Here is a 23,201-nt window from a genome sequence, read left to right on the forward strand (position 1 = left end):
CGGTGTAGTCCGTGGTGTAGTCAATATGATAAAAAAGGCGCTTCCCCATGCCGGTTAGCGCCTTTTTAAACAAACACTTAACTGATTAGTATCAGTTCATGCCGTATTTTTTCAGTTTCTTACGCAGGGTACCACGGTTGATGCCCATCATCAGAGCAGCACGGGTCTGGTTACCGCGGGTGTATTGCATCACCATGTCCAACAGGGGCTGTTCAACTTCAGCCAGTACCAGCTCATACAGGTCATTCACATCCTGACCGTTCAGTTGAGCAAAATAGTTCTTCAGTGCCTGTTTCACGGAATCACGCAGGGGTTTTTGAGTTACCTGGTCCTGAGAGTTAACGGTAGAAACGGTCAGTACGTCAGAATTTACGCGTTGTTCGAACATAGTTCTGTCAGCTCTTTATTTCTAATACGCAAAATTTTCGAAGTATGCCTCCAACGCCTCCAGCTGTACGCTGGCATCCTCAATGGCGTTGAATGTGCGCCGAAACTGGTCATCTGGAGCGTGCTCCTGGAGATACCAGGAGACGTGTTTACGCGCAATTCGGTACCCTTTTGCCTGACCGTAAAAGTCGTGCAGTTCCCGAACGTGTGCGCAAAGTAAGCGCTTAACCTCTGCCAGAGGCAGAGGGGGCAGCAGCTCCCCAGAGTCCAGATAGTGCTGGATTTCCCGAAAGATCCAGGGTCTTCCCTGAGCCGCACGACCTATCATCAGAGCATCAGCCCCTGTATAGTCGAGCACGGCTCTGGCTTTAAGCGGGTCAGTAATGTCACCATTCGCGATAACGGGAATGGAAACCTTCTGCTTAACTGCCCGAATGCTGTCGTATTCCGCGTCTCCGTTGAACAAACAGGCGCGAGTGCGTCCATGAATGGTCAGAGCCTGGATACCACAGTCTTCAGCCAGTTGGGCAATTTCTACACAGTTACGGTGCTCCGGCGACCAGCCGGTGCGAATCTTCAGCGTAACGGGGACCTCCACCGCTGCCACCACCGCCGTCAGGATAGACTTCACCAGATCGGGGTGCTGTAACAGGGCTGAACCTGCCAGCTTGCGATTCACCTTTTTAGCCGGGCAACCCATATTAATATCAATAATTTGGGCACCGCTTTCCACGTTGATACGCGCGGCTTCCGCCATCTCTTCAGGGACGCTACCGGCAATTTGCACCGTGCGGATCCCAGGCTCATCAACGTGCACCATTCGTAAACGGGACTTGTCACTCGCCCATACTTCTGGGTTAGAGGACATCATCTCGGATACGGTTAAACCCGCTCCCATCTCGTAGCACAGCGTCCTGAATGGCCTGTCGGTGATGCCTGCCATCGGTGCTGCGATCAGGCGATTTCTGAGCTGGTGGTGTCCGATTCGCATGAGTTAAGAAATGACCATACTGTGACTGCAAGGCGGCGTATATTACGCATTTTTTTCATCAGATGAAAGGCCAAACTTTGAACAATACCCGGTTGTAGATCAATGAATCGTAAGCAATGATGAGCGCAAGAAATAAATATCATTAGGAATCATCATTTTAACGTAAATCGCATTTTTTTTGACCGCTGATATTTTCCTGAAAGTTATCCGTTTTTATTGCATCTGCGATGGCGCTAACGGGATAATACGCTGTTTTTATAAGCAAAAAAGCGCTTTCTAATGAGATCGTGCTCTCATTTCTGGTTATCGTTTTGGCGAATTTACAAACAGAAACGTGGCCCGCAGGCCACGTTAGGGAGATTACCGTTTTTGACCGGTAATGCGGCACCACTCTTCTTTTTCAACCACTGGGTCGAGCGTGAAGCGATCGGCGTAGGCTTCGCACACGCTCTCGGCCTGGCTGGCCAGAATACCGGAAAGCCCTAACAGGCCACCGCTCACCGGCAGAACGCTAATCAGCGGGGCCAGCTCGCGCAGCGGACCGGCGAGAATGTTGGCAACCACCACGTCGGCCTGCATCTCGGCAGGCTGGTCCTGGGGCAGATACAGCTCCAGGCGATCGGAGACACCGTTGCGTTCAGCGTTGTCACGGCTGGCCTGAATGGCCTGCGGATCGATATCAATACCAATCGCCTTTGCCGCGCCCAACTTCAGGGCGGCGATGGCCAGAATGCCGGAGCCGCAGCCAAAGTCGATCACCGTCTTGCCCGCCAGATCGAGGCCGTCCAGCCACTGCAGGCACAGCGAGGTGGTCGGATGCGTGCCGGTACCAAACGCCAGGCCTGGGTCGAGCATCACGTTAACCGCGTTGGCATCCGGCACCTCTCGCCAGCTCGGACAGATCCACAGGCGTTCGCCAAAGCGCATCGGGTGGAAGTTCTCCATCCACTCGCGCTCCCAGTCCTTGTCTTCCAGCTGCTCAATCTTGTGCGCAAAACCACTCCCCAGCAGCGGATGCCCCTCAAGGATAGCGACCACCTCTTTCATATCGGTTTCGGCGTCAAACAGGCCAATCACGTCCGTATCGCCCCACAGGCGGGTCTCTCCCGGCAGCGGCTCAAACACCGGCGTATCGTGCGTGTCCTGAAAAGTAATGGAGACCGCACCGGCTTCCAGCAGGGCATCGCTCAGCTCTTCCGCATTGGCACCGGTCGTATTCAGTTTTAGTTGGATCCACGGCATGGCAAAACTCTTTATTTATCAATTGAAATAGCGTTGGCTTCCGGAGCAGAGTGACCGAAGCGGTTCCCCACGACAAACGCCAGCAAACTTAACAGCAGCGACGGTACAATCGGGTGGAACCCGAGGTACTGAATCTTAAAGGTCGCTAACAGGGCGTACAGCACGCCGCCAACAATCATTGCGCTCAGCGCGCCAGCAGCGTTGGCCCGCTCCCAGTACAGCCCCAGCACCAGCGGCCAGAGGAACACCGCTTCCAGCCCGCCAAAGGCCAGCAGGTTTAGCCAGATGATCATCTCCGGTGGACGCCAGGCCGCCAGCAGCAGCAGCGCCCCAAGAATCAACGTGATCGCCGACGACATCCGCTTCAGGCGGCGCTCGTTATGGATCTGATCCGGTCGCAGGTTCAGGTAGAGATCTTTGATGATCGTAGCGGAACTTTGCAGCAGCTGCGCGTTGATCGTCGACATGATCGCCGCCATCGGCGCAGCAAGGAAGATCCCAGCGGCAAAGGGTGGCAGCACTTTAACCATCAGGGTCGGGATCACCAGATCCGGTACCGTCAGGTCAGGGATCACCGCCCGACCCAGCGCGCCCGCGAGGTGCATCCCAAACATAAGGATCGCGACCACCACGGTGCCGATAATAATTCCCCGGTGCACCGCCTTGCTGTCCTTATAGGAGATGCAGCGCACGGCGGTATGCGGCAGGCCGATCACACCGAAACAGACCAGCACCCAGAACGAGGTCATAAAGGTCGGGGAGAGGATATCGTCAGCGCCCTGGGGCGTCACCAGCTGCGGATCGATATGCCGCAGGGTCTCTACCGCGTTGCCGAGGCCGCCTGCCGCATGCACCACGCCAATCAGCAGTACGATAGTGCCGACGAGCATCACCATGCCCTGCATAGCATCATTGAGCACGCTGGCGCGAAAGCCGCCGTAGGCGGTGTAGAGCGCGATGCTGATACCAAAGATCAGCAGGCCGGTCTCGTAGGGGATGCCCGCCGCCGACTCAAGCAGCCGTGCGCCACCGATGAACTGCACCGCCATCGCACCGATAAATGCCACCAGCAGGCTAATACTTGCCAGCCACACCAGCAGACGGCTCCGGTAGCGGCCAAACAGCATGTCGTTAAGAGTTACTGCGTTGTAACGCCGCGCCAGGATGGCAAATTTCTTGCCCAGAATACCCAGCGACAGCCAGACCGCAGGAAGCTGGATCATCGCCAGCAGCACCCAGCCGAGGCCATATTTATACGCTGCGCCTGGGCCGCCAATAAACGAGCTGGCGCTGATATAGGTGGCGGTCAACGTCATCGCCAGCACCACGCCGCCCATCGAGCGGCCGCCGAGAAAGTATTCGTTTAGAAACGTTCCCGTTTTGCGCTGGCGCATGGCATAAACCGACAGGCCAAACACCACCAACAGGTAGGCAACCAGAGGCAGGATCACTTCAAGCTGCATCATCATCCTCCAGCGGGATGTCGCGATAGATAAACGTCACCATGGCCCAACACAACAGAATAAACAGCAGTGGGATCAGCAGGCAGGCCATCTCAAACCAGTGCGGCAGACCGGTAAAGCCAATCTCCGAACTAGGTAAGTAAGCACCCGCTAACCATGCAGCCAGATAGAAAAGGGTAAGCCACAGTGCCCAGCGGGCCTCTCTGTGTGCTTGAACGAAACGTTGATCCATTATCGTTCCTCATAAACCAGCAAAGCGGGGATTGTACCCCAGGGAACTTTGCGATCCCCAGAAATAAAAAAAGGGCCGGAAGATCCGGCCCTTGATGCGGCAAACGCGCTTATTTTTCCTGAAGACCGAGCTTCTTCTCCAGATAGTGGATGTTGGTTCCACCGTGCTGGAAGTTCTCGTCATTCATGATGCGGGTCTGCAGATCAACGTTGGTTTTGATACCGTCGATGATCAGCTCCTGCAGGGCGTTCTTCATGCGAGCAATCGCCACGTCACGGTTCTCACCAAAGCAGATCAGCTTACCAATCATGGAGTCATAGTACGGCGGTACGGTATAACCGGCATAGATATGGGACTCCCAGCGCACACCAAAGCCGCCCGGCGCATGGAAACGGGTAATTTTACCCGGGCTTGGCAGGAAGGTGTTCGGGTCTTCGGCGTTGATACGGCACTCGACCGCATGGCCTTTCACCACCACGTCTTCCTGTTTGATGGAGAGCGGCTGACCGGCAGCAATACGCAGCTGCTCTTTGATCAGATCCACGCCGGTGATCATCTCGGTAACCGGATGCTCAACCTGGATACGGGTGTTCATCTCAATGAAGTAGAACTCGCCGTTTTCGAACAGGAACTCGAAGGTACCCGCCCCACGGTAGCCGATATCCACGCACGCTTTCGCGCAACGGTCGCCGATGAAGGTGCGCAGCTCTGGGGTAATCCCCGGTGCCGGTGCCTCTTCGACCACTTTCTGGTGACGGCGCTGCATAGAGCAGTCACGCTCGGCCAGATAGATAGCGTTACCCTGACCGTCTGCCAGCACCTGAATTTCAATGTGGCGTGGGTTTTCCAGGTACTTCTCCATGTAGACCATATCGTTGCTGAAAGCCGCTTTGGCTTCCGCTTTGGTCATGGAGATAGACTGTGCCAGCTCGGCATCGCCGCGCACAACGCGCATGCCGCGACCGCCGCCGCCGCCGGAGGCTTTGATGATCACCGGGTAGCCGATGCGTTTGGCATGGGCGCGGTTAGCATCCATATCGTCGCCCAGCGGACCGTCAGAGCCCGGTACCGTCGGTACGCCCGCTTTCTTCATCGCGGTGATCGCAGACACTTTGTCACCCATCAGGCGAATGGTGTCGGCTTTCGGGCCGATGAAGACAAAGCCGGAGCGCTCAACCTGCTCGGCAAAGTTGGCGTTCTCAGAGAGGAAGCCGTAACCCGGATGGATTGCCATCGCGCCGGTGATTTCAGCGGCGCTGATGATAGCCGGGATGTTCAGATAGCTTTTTACGGACGGAGCCGGGCCAATACAGACCGTCTCATCCGCCAGAAGTACGTGTTTCAAATCGCGATCCGCAGTGGAGTGCACAGCGACGGTCTTGATGCCCAGTTCTTTACAGGCACGCAGAATACGCAGAGCAATCTCGCCACGGTTGGCGATGACAATTTTTTCCAGCATGTGCGCCTCGTTACTCGATAACGACCAGTGGCTCGTCAAATTCAACCGGTTGACCACTTTCCACCAGAATGGCTTTCACCACGCCGGACTTGTCGGCTTCGATCTGGTTCATCATTTTCATCGCTTCAACGATGCACAGGGTGTCGCCCGCGTTCACTTTCTGGCCAATTTCGATAAAGGCTTTCGCGTCCGGGCTAGGGGTGCGGTAGAAAGTCCCGACCATTGGGGAACGTACGATGTGGCCACTGATTTGCGCTGCAGCAGGTGCTTCGGCTACCGGAGCGGGTGCCGGTGCAACGGCGTTAGAGAGCGCAGGCTGCTGCATCATCGGTGCGGCATAGGCCTGCTGCATCACTGGATAGCCTGCGTTCGGTGCAGACCGACTGATGCGAACAGACTCTTCGCCTTCAGAAATTTCCAGTTCGGAGATGCCTGATTCTTCAACCAGCTCGATCAGTTTTTTAATCTTACGAATATCCATGAGTGGGTTCCGTACTCTTGTTTAGTGTGTTTGTGACAGGCGTTTAACCGCCGTCTGTAATGCGTATGAATAGCCGTCAGCGCCGAATCCACAGATGACGCCAGCAGCGATATCGGAGAGATAAGAGTGATGGCGGAACGGTTCGCGTGCGTGAACGTTGCTCAGGTGGATCTCGATAAACGGGATATCCACGGCGAGCAGCGCATCTCGCAACGCTACGCTAGTGTGCGTAAACGCGGCCGGATTAATCAGGATATAGTCAATATTGTCTTTAGCCTGATGAATGCGGTCGAGCAGTACGTACTCTGCGTTCGACTGTAAATGCTCTAACCCAACGCTCAGCGCCTCCGCTTCCGCGGTTAAACGGTTAACAATTTCTGTTAACGTCAGCGTGCCGTACTTGTCCGGTTCACGCGTACCCAGCATGTTTAGGTTGGGACCGTTTAAGAGCAAAATATGCAACTTGTTCGCCATTGTGCTGCTATCTCCTGCAAATCTCCGGTAAAAAACAAAATATACCTTCGTTGCATGGTTGTCACGTTTTCAGCGCACTAAATGCCCTGTCGTGAAAACCAAAGTCGCACATTATAACGATTTCGTAGCATTTGGCAGCTAAATACTGGTCTTATCAGGGAAGATTATCTTACGCCCGCCGAAAAACGGGCGTAATGGCTATCAGAATTGTGGCAAACCGCACACATTACCGTACGATCGCGACGCTATCGCCACCACTGGCGAAACTTCTTATAGCGCCAGGCAAGCAGGATGCAGGCGAGGGCGGCGTAGATAAGCGGCTGGGGCGAAAGAACCTTTACCGACCACAGATAGTGAATGGGGGCAAGGATCGCGACCAGATAGACGACGTTATGCAGACGCTGCCAGTTTCGGCCCAGCTTGCGCTGCGCGGCCTGGGTGGAGGTCAGCGCCAGCGCCAGCAGCACCAGCCAGCTGACGATCCCCAGCGTTAGATAGGGGCGCGTTATCAGCTCCTGGCCCAGCAGCGCCAGGTTATTGATCCCCAACTCCAGCAGCGAATAGCTCACCAGATGCAGTGATGCCCAGGCAAAGCACCAGAGGCCCAACAGACGCCGGGTGCGGATCAGCAGCGGCTGTTTACCGTAGCGCGCCAGTGGGGTGATAAGCAGCGAACCAAGGAGGAACTTGAGCGCCATTCTGCCGGTAAAGTGCTGGATATCCTTCGCCGGATCGGCGCTGAAGTAGCCCTGACTGGCCGCCCAGAAGAGCCATAATAGAGGAAGCAGACCCAGCAGGTGCAGGACAACCTTGAGCCAGACGATCTGTTTTGCCGTGATCCGCACCTAGAAATTCTCCCGAAGATCGATACCGCGATAGAGTGAGGCCACCTCATCGGCATAGCCGTTGAACAGCAAAGTCGGCTGGCGCTTGACGTCGAGAATGCCGCCCGAGCCGATAAACCGCTCCGTGGCCTGCGACCAGCGGGGGTGATCGACGTGCGGATTCACGTTAGCGAAAAAGCCGTACTCGTTAGGGGCCGAGAGGTTCCAGGTGGTCGGCGGTCGCTCGCGGGTCAGCGTAATGCTGACGATCGATTTAATGCCCTTGAAACCGTACTTCCACGGCACGGTCAGACGCACCGGCGCACCGTTTTGCGGCGGCAGCGCTTTACCATAGACGCCGGTGGTGAGCATGGTCAGCGGGTGCATGGCCTCGTCGAGACGCAGACCCTCTACGTAGGGATACTCTAGCCCGCCGCCAATAAAACGGTCTTTCTGGCCGGGCATCTGCTCCGGGGAGTAGAGCGTCTTAAACGCCACATATTTCGCGTTGCTGGTGGGCTGCACCAGTTCAAGAAGCTTGTGCAGCGGAAAGCCGATCCACGGCACGACCATCGACCAGGCTTCGACGCAGCGCATCCGGTAGATACGCTCCTCTAGCGGAAAGCGCCGGGTCAGATCGTCATGATCGAGAGTGATCGGTTTGGCCACCTCGCCGTCAATCTTCAGCGTCCAGGGATCGGTTTTCATGCTGCCCGCGTTGGCGGCGGGATCGGCCTTGTCGAGGCCAAACTCATAGAAGTTGTTGTAGCCGGTGACCTTGTCTTCAGGGGTGAGGGGCAGGGTGCTTTGAAATTCGGCAGGCTTGCTGAAGTCAAGCGGCTTACCCGCCGGAGCTTTCGGGCGATCGTTGCCTTTAAACCAGTCGAGCAGGTCGGCATGGGCAGCGGATGAAAGCGACAGCGCCGTTGCACTGATACCCAGCGCCTTTAAAACCTGCCTGCGCTGCAGCATAAAAACGGACTCCGCCGTGACGTCCGCTTCCCTCAGCTTTCTTTTATTCATTACATCCTCCGCCAGCGTCTCATACAAAGTGACTAAGACTATAAGCATGACGGAGGAGTTACGTTAGTGCGAGCCGGTAATAAAAAATGGCCTACCAGGCAATTTTGACCAGCGTGCGGCCCTGGGCCTGGTTGTTGATAATTGCGTTGGCGAACTCAGGCGCTTGCGCAAGGGTAATCTCCGTGGCGCTCTGCTCGTAGAACGACTCGGGCAGATCCTGCGCCAGACGCGACCAGGCGGCGGTACGTTTTTCAGCTGGCGTCATTACCGAGTCAACGCCCTGCAGACGCACGTTGCGCAGAATAAACGGCATTACCGTGGTCGGCAGCGCAAAGCCACCTGCCAGACCACAGGCCGCCACGCAGCCGCCGTAGTTCATCTGGGCCAGCACTTTAGCCAGTACCTTATCGCCCACGGTATCCACCGCCCCGGCCCAGAGCTGTTTCTCCAGCGGGCGGCTCTCGGCAAACTCGTCCCTGCCCAGAATGCGGCTGGCCCCGAGACCCTTGAGGTAGTCATGGGTGCTTTCCCGACCGGAGACCGCCGCCACCTGGTAGCCGAGCTTGTGCAGCAGGGCAACCGCCGTGCTGCCTACGCCGCCGCTGGCACCGGTGACCACAATGTCGCCGTCGGCAGGACGGATGCCCGCCTCTTCCAGCGCCATCACGCAGAGCATCGCGGTAAAGCCCGCCGTGCCGATGATCATCGCTTTACGGCCGTCCAGCCCCTGCGGCAGCGCCACCAGCCAGTCGCCATTCACCCGCGCCCGCTGTGACAGACCACCCCAGTGGTTCTCCCCCACGCCCCAGCCGGTCAGCAGCACCTGCTGACCCACGTGAAAGCGCGGATCCTCGCTGGCGTGAACCGTACCCGCGAAGTCGATACCTGGGATCATCGGAAAGTTGCGGATAATTTTACCTTTGCCGGTGATTGCCAGCGCATCCTTATAGTTCAGACTGGACCAGGCAATATCGACCGTCACATTACCTTGCGGCAGCTGGCTATCGGCAATATCCTGCACCGAGGCGAGCGTGTTTCCATCCTGCTGTTCTAAAATCAAGGCCTGCATATCTCTTCTCCGGTTGCTTGATGATTGGCAAAAATTTTCTGAAGACTATACTCGCTAATTAAAACGCTATGCCGATTTAACGCAATAAATTGCCAGATGAGCCGGTACAGGCGTCAGCTCTTAACCCACGGAGTTAACACACGGATGCGCTTAACGACGAAGTTCTCGACTTTTGTCACTCTGCTAACCGGGCTGGCAATCTTTGTCACGCTGCTGGGGTGCTCGTTCAGTTTTTACCGCGCCATTGAGCAGAAAGTTGCCGAGCGCGTGGAGTCGGTCGCAGCGGTGATCGACACGCGGCTGGTTTCGCAGCCGCCTTCGGCGCTTGCGGTCCAGCTGGATGAGCTGATGGTGCCCATTGATATCGTACGCGTGGTGGTAAAGCAAGGAGAGCATATCCTGCTCGATCATGCGCGCAGCGGCAGCTATCGTCCCGCAGGCAGCAGCGATCTACACCGCGAACGCCTTGTCCCCTCGATTAAGAACCCAGGAACGAGCATCCTGCTGATCTATCAGGATCCGATGGACAACTACTTTCACTCGGTCATCACCACCGTGCCGCTGACGTTCGCCGTTGGCTTTATGGTCATTATTATCTTTCTGGCAATACGCTGGCAGCGCCGTCAGCTGGCGGGGCAGGAGCTGCTGGAGAGCCGGGCCACTCGGATCCTCAACGGCGAGCGCGGCCAGCGGGTGCGGGGCAGCATCTATGAGTGGCCCGCCAGGGCCAGTAGCGCGCTCGATCTGCTGCTGACCGAGATCCATTTCGCCGGCGAGCAGCGCAGCCGTATGGATACGCTGATCCGCTCCTATGCCGCTCAGGACACCAAAACCGGGCTCAACAACCGGCTCTTTTTTGACAACCAGCTGGCGACGCTGCTGGAGGATCAGGAGAGGGTCGGGTCGCACGGGGTGGTGATGATGATCCGCCTGCCGGACTTTGACCTGCTGCGGGACAGCTGGGGGGCGGCGGCCACCGAGGAGCACTTCTTTATTCTGATCAATCTGCTCTCTACCTTCATTATGCGCTACCCCGGCGCGCTGCTGGCCCGCTACCACCGCAGCGACTTTGCGGTGCTGCTCTCCCACCGTACGCTTAAAGAGTCTGAAAGTATCGCCGCCCAGCTGCTGAAGTCCGTGGACGTTCTGCCGCCGTCAAAGATGCTCGACCGGGAAGATATGATGCACATCGGCATCTGCGCCTGGCGCAGCGGGCAGACCACCACTCAGGTGATGGAGCATGCCGAGGCGGCGACGCGTACCGCCGTGTTGCAGGGGGCGAACAGCTGGGCGGTCTATAATGACAGCCTGCCGGAAAAGGGGCGCGGCAACGTGCGCTGGCGAACCCTGATAGAGCAGATGCTGAGCCGGGGTGGGCCGCGCCTGTACCATAAGCCAGCCATCACCCGCGACGGCAGCGTCCACCACCGCGAGCTGATGTGCCGCCTGTTTGACGGCGAACAGGAGGTGATCTCCGCCGAGTATATGCCGATGGTGTTACAGTTTGGCCTCTCGGAGGAGTATGACCGGCAGCTCATTACCCGACTGGTGACGTTTTTGGGGTTCTGGCCGCAGGAGACGCTGGCTTTACAGATCACCGTGTAGTCGCTCATTCGCCCGCGCTTCCAGCGTTGGCTGCGGGATACGCTGATGCAATGTGAAAAATCGAAGCGAAAACGCATTATTTTTGAACTTGCAGAGGCAGATGTTTGTCAACACATCAGTCGGTTACAGCCGGTGGTGCGTCTGATTAACGCCTTAGGTGCCCGAGTTGCAGTGACTCAGGCAGGCCTGACGCTGGTCAGCACCAGCTGGATCAAGGCGTTGGACGCCGAGCTGTTAAAGCTCCATCCAAGTTTGGTGCGCAATATTGAGAAGCGCACCGAGAACCAGTTGCTGGTACAGAGTCTGGTTGAGACCTGCAAAGGCACGCAGACACGCGTCTTCGCCACCGGTCTTCGCTCGCGAGGCGAATGGCAGACGCTAATCGAGCGTGGTGTAGCAGGCGGGCAGGGAGATTTCTTTGCCGCATCGGAACCACTTGATGCAAGCGTGAAAAAATATTCACAAAGATACTCGGTTTGACCTGCCGTTTAATGTGTTTTCACGTAGAATAACGCGCGCTGTATCGCCTGGGGGTGTGCATGTCTGCCTGCCGGTCCGAATAGCGTAAGACAGTTAACGTCCTTTGACGCGTTACAAAATGATGAGGCGAGGAGCGCTGCTATACCGTGGAGTCCTGAAGGAGTCAGGCCAATTTGTAACAGAGGAAACGAACTGCACTAATTTTCACCGTAGCAGATGATTTTTGCGCCTTGTCGCTGCTGCGTGTGGTTGGTAAAGTAAGCGGATTTTGTTTTCCGCCCCAGCTTTCAGGATTATCCCTTAGTATGTTGAAAAAATTTCGTGGCATGTTTTCCAATGACTTGTCCATTGACCTGGGTACTGCGAATACCCTGATTTATGTAAAAGGACAAGGCATCGTATTGAATGAGCCTTCCGTGGTGGCTATTCGCCAGGATCGTGCCGGTTCGCCGAAAAGCGTTGCTGCTGTCGGCCATGACGCTAAGCAGATGCTGGGCCGTACCCCTGGCAATATCGCGGCTATCCGCCCGATGAAAGACGGCGTAATCGCTGACTTCTTCGTTACGGAAAAGATGCTGCAGCACTTCATCAAACAGGTGCATAGCAACAGCTTCATGCGTCCAAGCCCGCGCGTGCTGGTCTGTGTACCGGTTGGCGCGACCCAGGTTGAGCGCCGCGCTATCCGTGAATCCGCGCAGGGTGCGGGTGCACGTGAAGTCTTCCTGATTGAAGAGCCGATGGCCGCTGCAATCGGTGCTGGCCTGCCGGTATCGGAAGCGACGGGCTCCATGGTGGTGGATATCGGTGGCGGTACGACCGAAGTGGCGGTGATCTCCCTGAACGGCGTGGTCTACTCCTCCTCCGTGCGCATCGGCGGCGACCGTTTCGACGAAGCCATCATTAATTATGTGCGTCGTAACTACGGCTCCCTGATCGGTGAAGCAACCGCTGAGCGTATCAAACACGAAATCGGCTCTGCCTATCCGGGCGATGAAGTGCGTGAGATCGAAGTCCGTGGTCGTAACCTGGCCGAGGGCGTGCCGCGCGGCTTTACCCTGAACTCTAACGAAATCCTCGAAGCGCTGCAGGAGCCGCTGACCGGCATCGTGAGCGCGGTGATGGTAGCCCTGGAGCAGTGTCCGCCGGAGCTGGCGTCCGATATCTCCGAGCGCGGTATGGTCCTGACCGGTGGTGGCGCGCTGTTGCGTAACCTTGACCGTCTGCTGATGGAAGAGACAGGCATTCCTGTCGTGGTTGCAGAAGATCCACTGACCTGCGTAGCCCGTGGCGGCGGCAAGGCGTTGGAAATGATCGACATGCACGGCGGCGACTTGTTCAGCGAAGAGTAGTCCGCATGAGGTCTGGGGTAACGTCGCCGTTGCCCCCGATCTATCCGGCCTGAGAAGACGCATAGCCTATGAAGCCCATTTTTAGCCGTGGCCCGTCGCTACAGATTCGCCTGATCCTGGCGGTGCTGATTGCGCTTGGTGTCATTATCGCCGACAGCCGCCTCGGTACGTTCAGTCAGATCCGAACGTACATGGATACCGCCGTCAGTCCTTTCTACTTTGTCTCAAACGGTCCCCGTGAACTGCTCGACAGCGTGTCGCAAACCTTAGCCTCGCGCGATCAGCTTGAACTTGAAAACCGGGCGCTGCGCCAGGAGCTGCTGCTAAAAAACAGCGAGCTGTTGATGCTGGGACAGTACAAACAGGAGAACGCGCGCCTGCGCGAGCTGCTGGGCTCACCCCTGCGTCAGGATGAGCAAAAAATGGTCACCCAGGTCATCTCGACGGTGAACGATCCCTACAGCGATCAGGTAGTGATCGACAAGGGCAGCGTGAACGGTGTCTACGAAGGCCAGCCGGTGATCAGCGATAAAGGCGTGGTAGGCCAGGTCGTTGCGGTCGCCAAGCTCACCAGCCGCGTGCTGCTGATCTGCGACGCGACCCATGCGCTGCCGATCCAGGTGCTGCGTAACGATATCCGCGTAATTGCGGCCGGTAACGGCTGTACCGACGATCTCCAGCTTGAGCATCTGCCTGCGAATACCGATATTCGCGTTGGCGACGTGCTGGTCACCTCCGGCCTTGGAGGACGTTTCCCGGAAGGGTATCCGGTTGGCGTGGTCTCGTCCGTGAAGCTCGACACCCAGCGCGCCTATACGGTTATCCAGGCGCGTCCAATGGCAGGGCTCCAGCGTTTACGCTACCTGCTGCTGCTGTGGGGAGCCGATCGCAACGGCGCGAACCCAATGACCCCGGAAGAGGTACATCGCGTGGCCAATGAGCGGCTGATGCAGATGATGCCGCAGGTGCTGCCTGCGCCGAACTCCATGGGACCGCCTGCGCCTGCCCCTGAGCCTGCAACCGGCCTTAACACGCCGTCGCAGCCTGCATCCGGGGGGCAATAGTGGCCAGCTATCGTAGCCAGGGACGCTGGGTCATTTGGCTCTCGTTCCTCATTGCGCTGTTGCTGCAAATCATGCCCTGGCCGGATAACATTCTTGTTTTCCGGCCAAACTGGGTGCTGCTTATTCTGCTCTACTGGATCCTCGCCCTGCCGCACCGCGTAAATGTCGGCACAGGTTTAATGATGGGTGCCATACTGGATCTGATCAGCGGCTCAACCCTTGGGGTCCGCGCGCTGTCGCTCAGCATTATCGCTTACCTTGTTGCCCTGAAATACCAGCTCTTCCGTAACCTGGCGCTTTGGCAGCAGGCGCTGGTGGTGATGCTGCTGTCGCTGGCGGCCAATATCATTGTTTTCTGGGCCGAGTTTTTAGTCATCAACGTGTCGTTCCGTCCGGAAGTCTTCTGGAGCAGCATTGTTGACGGTGTGCTCTGGCCCTGGCTTTTCCTGCTGATGCGTAAAATCCGCCAGCAGTTTGCGGTGCAATAAAAGGTATTTATGACAGATCTCTATCTCGCCTCCGGTTCGCCACGCCGCCACGAGCTGCTCACCCAGCTCGGCGTCTCTTTTGAGCGCATTATTCCGGGCGTGGAGGAGCAGCGCCATCCCCAGGAGAGCGCCCAGCAGTACGTAGTGCGCCTGGCGCGGGAGAAAGCCCAGGCCGGCGTTGCGCTGACGGCGCGGGATCTGCCGGTGCTGGGAGCCGATACTATTGTCATCGTAAACGGTGAAGTGCTTGAAAAACCCAGAGATACCTACCATGCTGCTGCAATGCTGCGCCAGCTTTCGGGACAGACTCACCAGGTGATGACCGCCGTTGCGCTGGCCGACAGCCAGCGGGTGCTGGAGCGCCTCGTGGTCACCGACGTCACCTTTAAGGTGCTGGCCGAGCGCGAAATTGATGCTTACATTGCCAGCGGCGAACCGATGGATAAAGCAGGTGCGTATGGTATCCAGGGGCTGGGCGGCTGCTTTGTCCGCCGCATCAACGGCAGCTACTATGCTGTGGTTGGCCTGCCGCTGGTGGAGACTGGCGAACTGATAAGCGATTTTAACGCACTGCGTGAGGGAAGGGATAAACATGACGGCTGAATTGCTGGTGAACGTAACGCCATCGGAGACGCGCGTCGCCTATATTGATGGCGGCATCCTGCAGGAGATCCACATCGAGCGAGAAGCGCGGCGCGGTATCGTCGGCAATATCTACAAAGGGCGCGTGAGCCGGGTCCTACCGGGCATGCAGGCGGCTTTTGTAGATATTGGTCTCGATAAGGCGGCTTTCCTCCACGCCTCCGATATTATGCCCCATACCGAGTGCGTCGCTGGCGAAGAGCAGAAGAACTTCACCGTGCGCGACATCTCCGAGCTGGTGCGCCAGGGCCAGGATTTGATGGTGCAGGTCGTCAAGGATCCGTTGGGCACCAAGGGCGCACGCCTGACTACCGATATTACGCTGCCCTCGCGCTACCTGGTCTTTATGCCGGGGGCCTCCCACGTGGGCGTCTCCCAGCGTATTGAAAGCGAAAGCGAGCGCGAGCGGCTGAAGAAGATCGTCGCGGAGTACTGCGACGAGCAGGGCGGCTTTATCATCCGTACTGCGGCCGAAGGCGTCTGCAATGAAGATCTCGCCTCGGATGCGGCTTACCTGAAGCGCGTCTGGACCAAGGTGATGGAGCGCAAAAAACGTCCCCAGACCCGCTACCAGATGTACGGCGAGCTGGCTCTGGCCCAGCGGGTGCTACGCGACTTCGCCGATGCCCAGCTCGACCGCATCCGCGTTGACTCGCGCCTGACCTTTGACGCCCTGCTGGAGTTTACCGCGGAATACATTCCGGAGATGACCAGCAAGCTGGAGCACTACAGCGGGCGGCAGCCGATCTTCGATCTTTTCGACGTGGAAAACGAGATCCAGCGTGCGCTGGAGCGCAAGGTTGAGCTGAAGTCCGGCGGCTACCTGATTATCGATCAGACCGAGGCGATGACCACCGTCGATATCAATACCGGCGCGTTCGTGGGCCATCGCAATCTCGACGACACCATCTTCAACACCAATATTGAAGCGACCCAGGCGATTGCCCGCCAGCTGCGCCTGCGCAACCTCGGCGGCATTATCATCATCGACTTTATCGATATGAGTAATGAGGATCACCGCCGCCGGGTGCTGCACTCTCTGGAGCAGGCGCTGAGCAAGGATCGGGTCAAAACCAGCATCAACGGCTTCTCTCAGCTTGGCCTGGTCGAGATGACCCGTAAGCGCACCCGAGAGAGCGTGGAACACGTGCTCTGCAACGAGTGCCCGACCTGCCACGGACGCGGGACGGTCAAAACGGTAGAGACCGTCTGCTATGAGATCATGCGTGAAATCGTTCGCGTGCACCACGCCTACGATTCCGATCGATTCTTGGTCTATGCTTCTCCTGCAGTGGCCGAAGCGCTAAAAAGCGACGAGTCCCATGCGCTGGCAGAAGTGGAAATCTTTGTTGGCAAACAGGTAAAAGTACAAATTGAGCCGCTCTATAACCAGGAGCAGTTCGACGTGGTAATGATGTAATTACGCAGCATGCTGCGACACGAGCAAGGCCTGTTTTTTGGCTGACAAGGAGAGATGCGTGAGGCGACTGCCTGGGATACTGCTGCTGACTGCCGCAACGTTGATTGTCATCGTCGCGCTGCTGGTGAGTGGCCTGCGTCTTGTGCTGCCGCATCTCAATACCTGGCGTCCGGCGCTGCTGGCAAAGATCGAGGCGGCCACGGGAATGCCGGTCAACGCCAGCTATATTCAAGCCAGCTGGCAAAACTTCGGTCCGCAGGTTGAGGTGCGCGATATCAGCGCTGGCCTGAGCGACGGCGGCGAATTCTCGGTTAAGCGCGTTACCCTAGCCCTGGACGTCTGGCAGAGCCTGCTGCACCTGCGCTGGCAGTTTCGCGATCTCACCTTTTACCGGCTGCGCGTCTACACCAATACTCCAATACAGCAGGGCGATAGCCAGCAGGGCTTTGAAGGCAACCGCCTCAGCGATCTCTTCCTACGCCAGTTCGATCACTTCGATCTGCGCGACAGCGATATCAGCTTCTTAACCCCCTCCGGCCAGCGGGCCGAACTGGCGATCCCCCAGCTTACCTGGTTTAACGACATCGCACGCCATCGCGCCGAGGGGCAGGTGAGCCTCTCCAGCCTGACCGGCCAGCACGGCGTAATGCAGGTGCGGATGGATCTGCGGGACGATAACGGCCTGCTTAACAACGGACGCCTGTGGCTACAGGCCGATGACGTCGACGTTAAGCCGTGGTTAGGCAAATGGATGCAGGACAACGTCGCCCTCGATAGTGCCCGTTTCAGCCTTGAAGGATGGGTGACCGTCACCAAAGGTGAGGTGGCCAGCGGCGACGTGTGGCTGAAAAAGGGCGGCGCGAGCTGGCAGGGCGATGCGAAACCGCACCACCTGAGCGTGGACAACCTGACGGCGCACGTGACCCGCGCCGAAGGGGGCTGGCAGTTTGCTATCCCCTCTACCCGCGTCACGCTGGATAATAAACCCTGGCCGAAGGGGGCGCTGACCCTGGCCTGGATCCCAGAGCAGACGGTAGGCGGCGTAAACAATACCCGGAGCGACGAGCTACGCGTGCGCGCCAATCACCTGGAGCTGAGCGGGCTGGATGGCCTGCTGCCGATTGCTGAAAAGTTCTCTCCCGCGCTGGGGGAGATCTGGCGGGCGATGCAGCCTGCCGGACAGATTGAGCAGCTGGCGCTGGATATCCCGCTCAAGGCTACGGAGAAAACGCGCTTCCAGGCACGCTGGCAGGATCTCTCCTGGCAGCAGTGGAAGATGCTGCCGGGCGTCCAGCATCTGGCCGGGACCCTGAGCGGCAGTGCGGAGGATGGTCGGCTAACGGCTGAGGTGACCCAGGCCACCATGCCCTATAAAACCGTGTTCCGCGCCCCGCTGGAGATCAAAAAAGGCGTGGCGACCCTTAACTGGCTAAATAACAGCAATGGCTTCCAGCTGGATGGCCGCCAGCTTGATATTGAGGCCACCGGCCTGCGCGCCCGGGGTGACTTCCGCTATCTCAAGCCGACCAACGACGAGCCGTGGCTGGGGATCCTCGCCGGGATTAGCACTCACGATGCCGGACAGGCGTGGCGCTATTTCCCGGAGAACCTGATGGGCAAAGCGCTGGTGGACTACCTGAGTGGGGCGATTCAGGGCGGCCAGGTGGATAACGCCACGCTGGTCTACGGCGGTAATCCGCATCTCTTCCCCTACAAGCACAACGAAGGGCAGTTTGAGGTGCTGGTGCCGTTACACAATGCGGTGTACGCCTTCCAGCCTGGCTGGCCTGCACTCAAGAATTTCGACATCGAGCTGGACTTCCTCAACGACGGCCTGTTTATGAAGAGCGATGCGGTCAGCCTCGGCGGGGTGCAGGCGCGCAACCTGGCGGCGGCAATCCCAGACTACCGAAAAGAGAAGCTGCTGATTGACGCCGATATCAACGGTCCGGGCAAAGAGGTCGGGCCGTACTTCAACGAGACGCCGCTGAAGGACTCTCTCGGCGCGACCCTGGACGAGCTTCAGCTTGATGGCGATGTGAGCGCTCGCTTACATCTCGATATTCCATTGGATGGTGAGATCACCACCGCTAAAGGCGAGGTGAGGCTGCGGAATAACAGCCTGTTTATCAAGCCGCTGAACAGCACTCTGCACAATCTCAACGGCAATTTTAGCTTCGTGAACGGCAATCTGCAGAGCGAGCCGCTGACCGCCAGCTGGTTTAATCAGCCGCTCAACGTCAACTTCTCCACCACCGAAGGCAAAAAAGCCTACGAGGTGGCAATCGACATGAATGCGAACTGGCAGCCCGCCCGCACCGGCGTCCTGCCAAAACAGGTCAACGATGCCCTCAGCGGCAGCGTGGCGTGGAGTGGCAAGGTTGGCATCGAGCTGCCTTACAACGCAGGCGCGCGCTACAACGTAGATATTAAAGGCGACCTGAAAAATGTCGCCAGCCGACTTCCCTCGCCGCTGAATAAACCAGCAGGCCAGTCTCTGCCGGTGAAGCTGAACGTGACGGGCAACCTGCGCAGCTTCGATCTGACCGGGGCGGCGGGCAGCGATAACCACTTTAATAGCCGCTGGCTGCTGAATCAAAAGCTGACCCTGGATAGAGCCATCTGGGCCTCGGAGAGCCAGACCATTCCGCCGCTGCCGGCGCAGAGCGGCGTCGAGCTCAACCTGCCGCCGCTGGACGGCGCGCAGTGGCTGGGGCTTTTCCAGCAGGGCGTGGCCAGCAACGTCAGCAGCGCTACGGCTTTCCCGGAGGCGATTACCCTGCGCACTCCGGCGCTCACCCTCGGCGGCCAACAGTGGAATAACGTCAGCCTGGAGACGCAGCCCGTGGCGGGCGGCACTAAGATTGACGTGCAGGGGCGTGAGATCGCGGCAGCGCTGACGATGGCGGATAACAGACCCTGGACCGCCGCCATTCGCTATCTCTACTACAACCCGACCCCGGTAACCAGCGAGCCGCTGTCGCCGAAAGCCTTACTGACCGGCAAGACGCGGATCGATTTCAGCGGCTGGCCCGATCTTCAGCTGCGCTGCGCCGAGTGCTGGCTGTGGGGGCAGAAATATGGCCGTATTGAGGGTGATGTTACTATCAAAGGCGATACGCTCTCCCTGGACAACGGCCTGGTGGACAGCGGCTTTGCCCGCCTGACCGCTGGCGGTGAGTGGGTTAACCGCAGCGGTGCCGAGCGCACGTCCATCAAAGGTAAGCTGCGGGCGGATAAGATTGATTCGGCCACAGAGTTCTTTGGCGTCACCACGCCAATGCGTGATGCGTCGGTCGATGCCGACTACGATCTCCACTGGCGTGATACCCCGTGGCAACCGGATGTGGCCTCCCTCAACGGCGTGCTGCACACCCGCCTCGGCAAGGGGCAAATTGCTGACGTCAGTACCGGCCGTGCCGGGCAACTGCTGCGTCTGCTGAGCTTTGACGCCCTGCTGCGCAAGCTGCGCTTTGACTTCAGCGACACCTTTAGCGAAGGCTTCTACTTTGACTCTATCCGCAGCACGGCGTGGATCAAAGATGGCGTTCTGCATACCGACGATACGTTGGTGGACGGTCTTGAGGCAGATATCGCCATGAAGGGATCGGTCAACCTCGTGCGCCGCGAGCTGGACGTAGAGGCCGTTGTTGCCCCGGAGATCTCCGCCACCGTTGGCGTCGCGGCCGCGTTCGCCGTTAACCCCATCGTTGGTGCAGCGGTGTTTGCCGCCAGCAAGGTGCTGGGGCCGCTGTGGAGCAAGGTCTCTATTCTGCGCTACCACATCAGCGGGCCGATGGATAAACCGCAGATCAATGAAGTGATGCGCCAGCCGCGAACCCCGCCCGCGAAATAGCAATGATTTGACGAGTTGAGCGAATTGCCTCACTCTCAATAGAGTGAAATTTATAACCGCAACGCGCGGCAACCTGAGAGTAGCAAAACGATGAGTTTGAACCTGGTTAGTGAACAATTACTCGCGGCAAACGGCCTGAGCCATCAGGATCTGTTTTCCATCCTCGGCCAGTTGGCCGAGCGCCGTCTCGACTACGGCGACCTCTATTTCCAGTCGAGCTATCACGAATCCTGGGTTTTAGAAGATAACATCATTAAAGATGGCTCCTACCATATCGACCAGGGCGTCGGCGTGCGCGCCGTCAGCGGGGAGAAGACCGGCTTTGCCTATGCCGATCAGATCAGCCTGCTGGCCCTGGAGCAGAGCGCCCATGCTGCGCGCACCATCGTTCGCGACGCCGGTGATGGCCGGGTGCAGACCCTCGGTGCGGTTGAGCATAGCGCCCTCTATACCAGCCTCGATCCACTCCAGAGCATGAGCCGGGAAGAGAAGCTGGATATCCTGCGCCGGGTCAACAGCGTGGCCCGCGCTGCCGACAAGCGCGTGCAGGAGGTAACCGCCAGCCTGACCGGCGTTTATGAGCTGATCCTCGTGGCGGCCACCGACGGCACCCTGGCGGCGGACGTTCGCCCGCTGGTACGTCTGTCGGTCAGCGTACAGGTGGAAGATGATGGTAAACGCGAGCGCGGCTCCAGCGGCGGCGGCGGTCGTTTTGGCTACGAGTGGTTCCTCAGTGACGCCGACGGCGAAGCGCGGGCGGACGCCTGGGCCAAAGAGGCGGTGCGCATGGCGCTGGTGAATCTTACTGCGGTAGCGGCCCCGGCGGGTACCCTGCCGGTGGTGCTGGGTGCGGGCTGGCCGGGCGTGCTGCTGCACGAGGCGGTAGGTCACGGCCTGGAAGGGGACTTTAACCGTCGCGGCACCTCGGTCTTCAGCGGCCAGATGGGCGAGCTGGTAGCCTCGGAGCTCTGCACCGTGGTTGATGATGGCACCATGATGAACCGCCGTGGCTCAATCTCTATCGACGATGAAGGCACGCCGGGCCAGTACAACGTCCTGATCGAAAACGGTATCCTGAAAGGCTACATGCAGGACAAGCTCAACGCGCGCCTGATGGGCGTGGCACCGACCGGCAACGGTCGTCGTGAATCCTACGCGCATCTGCCGATGCCGCGCATGACCAACACCTATATGCTGGCCGGGAAATCGACTCCGCAGGAGATCATCGAGTCGGTGGAGTACGGGATTTTTGCCCCGAACTTTGGCGGCGGCCAGGTGGATATCACCTCCGGCAAGTTTGTCTTCTCTACCTCGGAAGCCTATCTGATTGAGAACGGCAAGGTGACGACGCCGGTGAAAGGCGCAACCCTGATCGGCTCCGGCATCGAAGCCATGCAGCAGATCTCCATGGTCGGCAACGATCTCAAGCTCGACAGCGGCGTCGGCGTCTGCGGTAAAGAGGGGCAGAGTCTGCCGGTGGGCGTGGGCCAGCCAACGCTGAAGGTAGACAACCTAACCGTCGGCGGCACGGCGTAACGCCTGCCAGCCTCTTCCTGCCGGTGAGAGCCGGCAGGAAATCCCTCACTTCTCTTTTGCGCGTCCGCGCATCGCCTGAAACACCTGCGATACCTCGACAAAGTAGTTCGTCAGCGCATCGATACAGACCTGCACCTTCAGCGGCAGCTTATCCTTCTCGGTATAGAGGGCATACACCGGGCGCGGATCCGACTGGTAGCGCGGGAAGAGGATCTCCAGCGTGCCACGGTTGATCTCGTCGATCACCCACATCAGCGGAACGTAGGCTACCCCTGCGCCCACCGTCAGCCAGCGGGTCAGGGTCATGGGATCGTTGGTGACAAAGCGCCCCTGAGGCACAATCTTCGTCGACAGTCCCTCTGGGGCAATCAGCTCAAACTCATTGTCAGGGCGCACGCTATACTCAAGCCAGGAGTGATTAGCGAGATCGGCTGGCTTTTCAGGCACGCCGTACTGCATCAGATAGCTTTTTGCGGCGCAGACCACCATCGGCATCGCCCCCAGTCGGCGGGAGAAGAGGCTCGAATCCTGCAGCGCGCCCACGCGGATCACTACGTCCAGCCCATCGGCAATCAGATCCGGGGCAGGGATACCGGTGACCAGATCCACCGCCAGGCCAGGATAGTCGCGCAGCATCTCGGCGGTCATTTTGGCCAGCACGTTTTGCGCCATGGTGGACGAGCAGCCGATGCGCAGGGTGCCGATAGGGGTATTATTAAAGGCATAGAGCTGTTCATGCACGTCCTGCGCCTCGTGCAGCATCCGACGGCAGCCCTGGTAGTAGATCTTGCCCGCTTCGGTCAGGGCCAGGCTGCGGGTGCTGCGGTTGAGCAGCTTAACCTGCAGCTCATCTTCCAGTCTGGCAACGATCTGGCTGATGGAGGAGACGCTCATCTGGAGCTGTCGGGCAGCAGCGGTAAACGAGCCTAGCTCGACCACTTTGGCAAACACCGACATACGCTTTAATCTTTCCATTGTTCACTCTGGCTTAAAAGTGATTTAGATAACACAATATAGATAACAACATAACAGTTACGGTAAAATACTGTTAGCTGAGTAATAGACACGTCACTCTCGCCCGGCCCTTCTGGCCCTTATTCCTGCGGTGACGTGAAT

19 protein-coding genes and 1 pseudogene are annotated in these 23,201 nt (G+C 58.3%); 8 read left to right on the forward strand and 12 right to left on the reverse strand.

The window, feature by feature from the left end; genetic code table 11:
• Positions 1 to 91: 91 nt before the first annotated feature.
• The 11 genes from fis to acuI form a co-directional block, all read right to left on the reverse strand.
• Positions 92 to 388 carry a DNA-binding transcriptional regulator Fis gene (gene fis, locus FN633_RS11160; RefSeq protein WP_000462905.1) on the reverse strand — a complete coding sequence of 99 codons (297 nt, stop codon included), beginning with the start codon at positions 386 to 388 and terminating at the stop codon, positions 92 to 94.
• Between the two features lie 21 nt (positions 389 to 409).
• On the reverse strand, positions 410 to 1,378 hold the full coding sequence (gene dusB, locus FN633_RS11165) for a tRNA dihydrouridine synthase DusB (protein ID WP_042389979.1): 969 nt from the start codon (positions 1,376 to 1,378) through the stop codon (positions 410 to 412).
• 360 nt (positions 1,379 to 1,738) lie between these two features.
• Positions 1,739 to 2,620 (reverse strand): 50S ribosomal protein L11 methyltransferase, encoded by an 882-nt coding sequence (gene prmA, locus FN633_RS11175; RefSeq protein ID WP_154057763.1) that lies wholly within the window; start codon positions 2,618 to 2,620, stop codon positions 1,739 to 1,741.
• Positions 2,621 to 2,631: 11 nt separating this feature from the next.
• Positions 2,632 to 4,083 (reverse strand): sodium/pantothenate symporter, encoded by a 1,452-nt coding sequence (gene panF, locus FN633_RS11180; protein ID WP_154058917.1) that lies wholly within the window; start codon positions 4,081 to 4,083, stop codon positions 2,632 to 2,634.
• Positions 4,073 to 4,315: a YhdT family protein gene (locus FN633_RS11185; RefSeq protein ID WP_154057764.1), complete on the reverse strand. Its 243-nt coding sequence runs from the start codon at positions 4,313 to 4,315 to the stop codon at positions 4,073 to 4,075. The genes panF and FN633_RS11185 overlap by 11 nt, the downstream gene beginning before the upstream one ends.
• A gap of 109 nt (positions 4,316 to 4,424) precedes the next feature.
• Positions 4,425 to 5,774, reverse strand: a complete 1,350-nt coding sequence (gene accC / locus FN633_RS11190; RefSeq protein WP_154057765.1) for an acetyl-CoA carboxylase biotin carboxylase subunit — start codon at positions 5,772 to 5,774, stop codon at positions 4,425 to 4,427.
• Between the two features lie 10 nt (positions 5,775 to 5,784).
• Positions 5,785 to 6,255, reverse strand: coding sequence for an acetyl-CoA carboxylase biotin carboxyl carrier protein (gene accB / locus FN633_RS11195; RefSeq protein ID WP_042389989.1), 471 nt, complete (start codon positions 6,253 to 6,255; stop codon positions 5,785 to 5,787).
• Between the two features lie 21 nt (positions 6,256 to 6,276).
• A complete protein-coding gene (gene aroQ / locus FN633_RS11200; RefSeq protein ID WP_154057766.1) occupies positions 6,277 to 6,729 on the reverse strand; it encodes a type II 3-dehydroquinate dehydratase in 453 nt (150 codons plus the stop codon).
• A 245-nt stretch (positions 6,730 to 6,974) separates the two neighbouring features.
• Positions 6,975 to 7,574 carry a protein-methionine-sulfoxide reductase heme-binding subunit MsrQ gene (gene msrQ, locus FN633_RS11205; protein WP_154057767.1) on the reverse strand — a complete coding sequence of 200 codons (600 nt, stop codon included), beginning with the start codon at positions 7,572 to 7,574 and terminating at the stop codon, positions 6,975 to 6,977.
• Entirely contained in the window at positions 7,575 to 8,576 is a 1,002-nt protein-coding gene (gene msrP / locus FN633_RS11210) for a protein-methionine-sulfoxide reductase catalytic subunit MsrP (RefSeq protein ID WP_154057768.1), read from the reverse strand. It abuts the gene before it with no gap.
• A gap of 91 nt (positions 8,577 to 8,667) precedes the next feature.
• A complete protein-coding gene (gene acuI / locus FN633_RS11215; protein ID WP_154057769.1) occupies positions 8,668 to 9,645 on the reverse strand; it encodes an acrylyl-CoA reductase (NADPH) in 978 nt (325 codons plus the stop codon).
• A 144-nt stretch (positions 9,646 to 9,789) separates the two neighbouring features.
• Between acuI and csrD the strand changes: the two are divergent.
• From csrD to tldD, 8 genes and pseudogenes are all read left to right on the forward strand, one after another.
• A pseudogene (gene csrD, locus FN633_RS11220) lies at positions 9,790 to 11,730 on the forward strand (RNase E specificity factor CsrD).
• A 305-nt stretch (positions 11,731 to 12,035) separates the two neighbouring features.
• Positions 12,036 to 13,079 (forward strand): rod shape-determining protein MreB, encoded by a 1,044-nt coding sequence (gene mreB / locus FN633_RS11225; protein WP_000913396.1) that lies wholly within the window; start codon positions 12,036 to 12,038, stop codon positions 13,077 to 13,079.
• A 68-nt stretch (positions 13,080 to 13,147) separates the two neighbouring features.
• Positions 13,148 to 14,143, forward strand: coding sequence for a rod shape-determining protein MreC (gene mreC / locus FN633_RS11230; protein ID WP_042390002.1), 996 nt, complete (start codon positions 13,148 to 13,150; stop codon positions 14,141 to 14,143).
• Positions 14,143 to 14,631 (forward strand): rod shape-determining protein MreD, encoded by a 489-nt coding sequence (gene mreD / locus FN633_RS11235; RefSeq protein WP_042390004.1) that lies wholly within the window; start codon positions 14,143 to 14,145, stop codon positions 14,629 to 14,631. Before mreC ends, mreD begins: the two co-directional genes overlap by 1 nt.
• Before the next feature lie 9 nt (positions 14,632 to 14,640).
• On the forward strand, positions 14,641 to 15,234 hold the full coding sequence (locus FN633_RS11240; RefSeq protein WP_154057770.1) for a Maf family protein: 594 nt from the start codon (positions 14,641 to 14,643) through the stop codon (positions 15,232 to 15,234).
• Entirely contained in the window at positions 15,224 to 16,693 is a 1,470-nt protein-coding gene (gene rng / locus FN633_RS11245) for a ribonuclease G (RefSeq protein ID WP_154057771.1), read from the forward strand. Before FN633_RS11240 ends, rng begins: the two co-directional genes overlap by 11 nt.
• Before the next feature lie 58 nt (positions 16,694 to 16,751).
• A complete protein-coding gene (yhdP, locus tag FN633_RS11250) occupies positions 16,752 to 20,549 on the forward strand; it encodes an AsmA2 domain-containing protein YhdP (protein ID WP_154057772.1) in 3,798 nt (1,265 codons plus the stop codon).
• Between the two features lie 90 nt (positions 20,550 to 20,639).
• The gene (gene tldD, locus FN633_RS11255; protein WP_154057773.1) at positions 20,640 to 22,085 is read left to right on the forward strand and encodes a metalloprotease TldD; all 1,446 of its coding nucleotides are present in this window, start codon (positions 20,640 to 20,642) and stop codon (positions 22,083 to 22,085) included.
• Between the two features lie 45 nt (positions 22,086 to 22,130).
• Here tldD and aaeR read toward each other — a convergent pair whose 3' ends face one another.
• A complete protein-coding gene (aaeR, locus tag FN633_RS11260) occupies positions 22,131 to 23,060 on the reverse strand; it encodes an HTH-type transcriptional activator AaeR (RefSeq protein ID WP_154057774.1) in 930 nt (309 codons plus the stop codon).
• Positions 23,061 to 23,201 lie beyond the last annotated feature (141 nt).

The sequence above is a fragment of the Pseudescherichia vulneris genome (genome assembly GCF_902164725.1).
Classification (GTDB): domain Bacteria; phylum Pseudomonadota; class Gammaproteobacteria; order Enterobacterales; family Enterobacteriaceae; genus Pseudescherichia; species Pseudescherichia vulneris.

Coding starts and splice junctions, on each gene's coding strand:
- fis (WP_000462905.1), bottom strand. CDS start 388: ATGTTCGAACAACGCGTAAATTCTGACGTACTGACCGTTTCTACCGTT.
- dusB (WP_042389979.1), bottom strand. CDS start 1,378: ATGCGAATCGGACACCACCAGCTCAGAAATCGCCTGATCGCAGCACCG.
- prmA (WP_154057763.1), bottom strand. CDS start 2,620: ATGCCGTGGATCCAACTAAAACTGAATACGACCGGTGCCAATGCGGAA.
- panF (WP_154058917.1), bottom strand. CDS start 4,083: ATGCAGCTTGAAGTGATCCTGCCTCTGGTTGCCTACCTGTTGGTGGTG.
- FN633_RS11185 (WP_154057764.1), bottom strand. CDS start 4,315: ATGGATCAACGTTTCGTTCAAGCACACAGAGAGGCCCGCTGGGCACTG.
- accC (WP_154057765.1), bottom strand. CDS start 5,774: ATGCTGGAAAAAATTGTCATCGCCAACCGTGGCGAGATTGCTCTGCGT.
- accB (WP_042389989.1), bottom strand. CDS start 6,255: ATGGATATTCGTAAGATTAAAAAACTGATCGAGCTGGTTGAAGAATCA.
- aroQ (WP_154057766.1), bottom strand. CDS start 6,729: ATGGCGAACAAGTTGCATATTTTGCTCTTAAACGGTCCCAACCTAAAC.
- msrP (WP_154057768.1), bottom strand. CDS start 8,576: ATGAATAAAAGAAAGCTGAGGGAAGCGGACGTCACGGCGGAGTCCGTT.
- acuI (WP_154057769.1), bottom strand. CDS start 9,645: ATGCAGGCCTTGATTTTAGAACAGCAGGATGGAAACACGCTCGCCTCG.
- mreB (WP_000913396.1), top strand. CDS start 12,036: ATGTTGAAAAAATTTCGTGGCATGTTTTCCAATGACTTGTCCATTGAC.
- mreC (WP_042390002.1), top strand. CDS start 13,148: ATGAAGCCCATTTTTAGCCGTGGCCCGTCGCTACAGATTCGCCTGATC.
- FN633_RS11240 (WP_154057770.1), top strand. CDS start 14,641: ATGACAGATCTCTATCTCGCCTCCGGTTCGCCACGCCGCCACGAGCTG.
- rng (WP_154057771.1), top strand. CDS start 15,224: ATGACGGCTGAATTGCTGGTGAACGTAACGCCATCGGAGACGCGCGTC.
- tldD (WP_154057773.1), top strand. CDS start 20,640: ATGAGTTTGAACCTGGTTAGTGAACAATTACTCGCGGCAAACGGCCTG.
- aaeR (WP_154057774.1), bottom strand. CDS start 23,060: ATGGAAAGATTAAAGCGTATGTCGGTGTTTGCCAAAGTGGTCGAGCTA.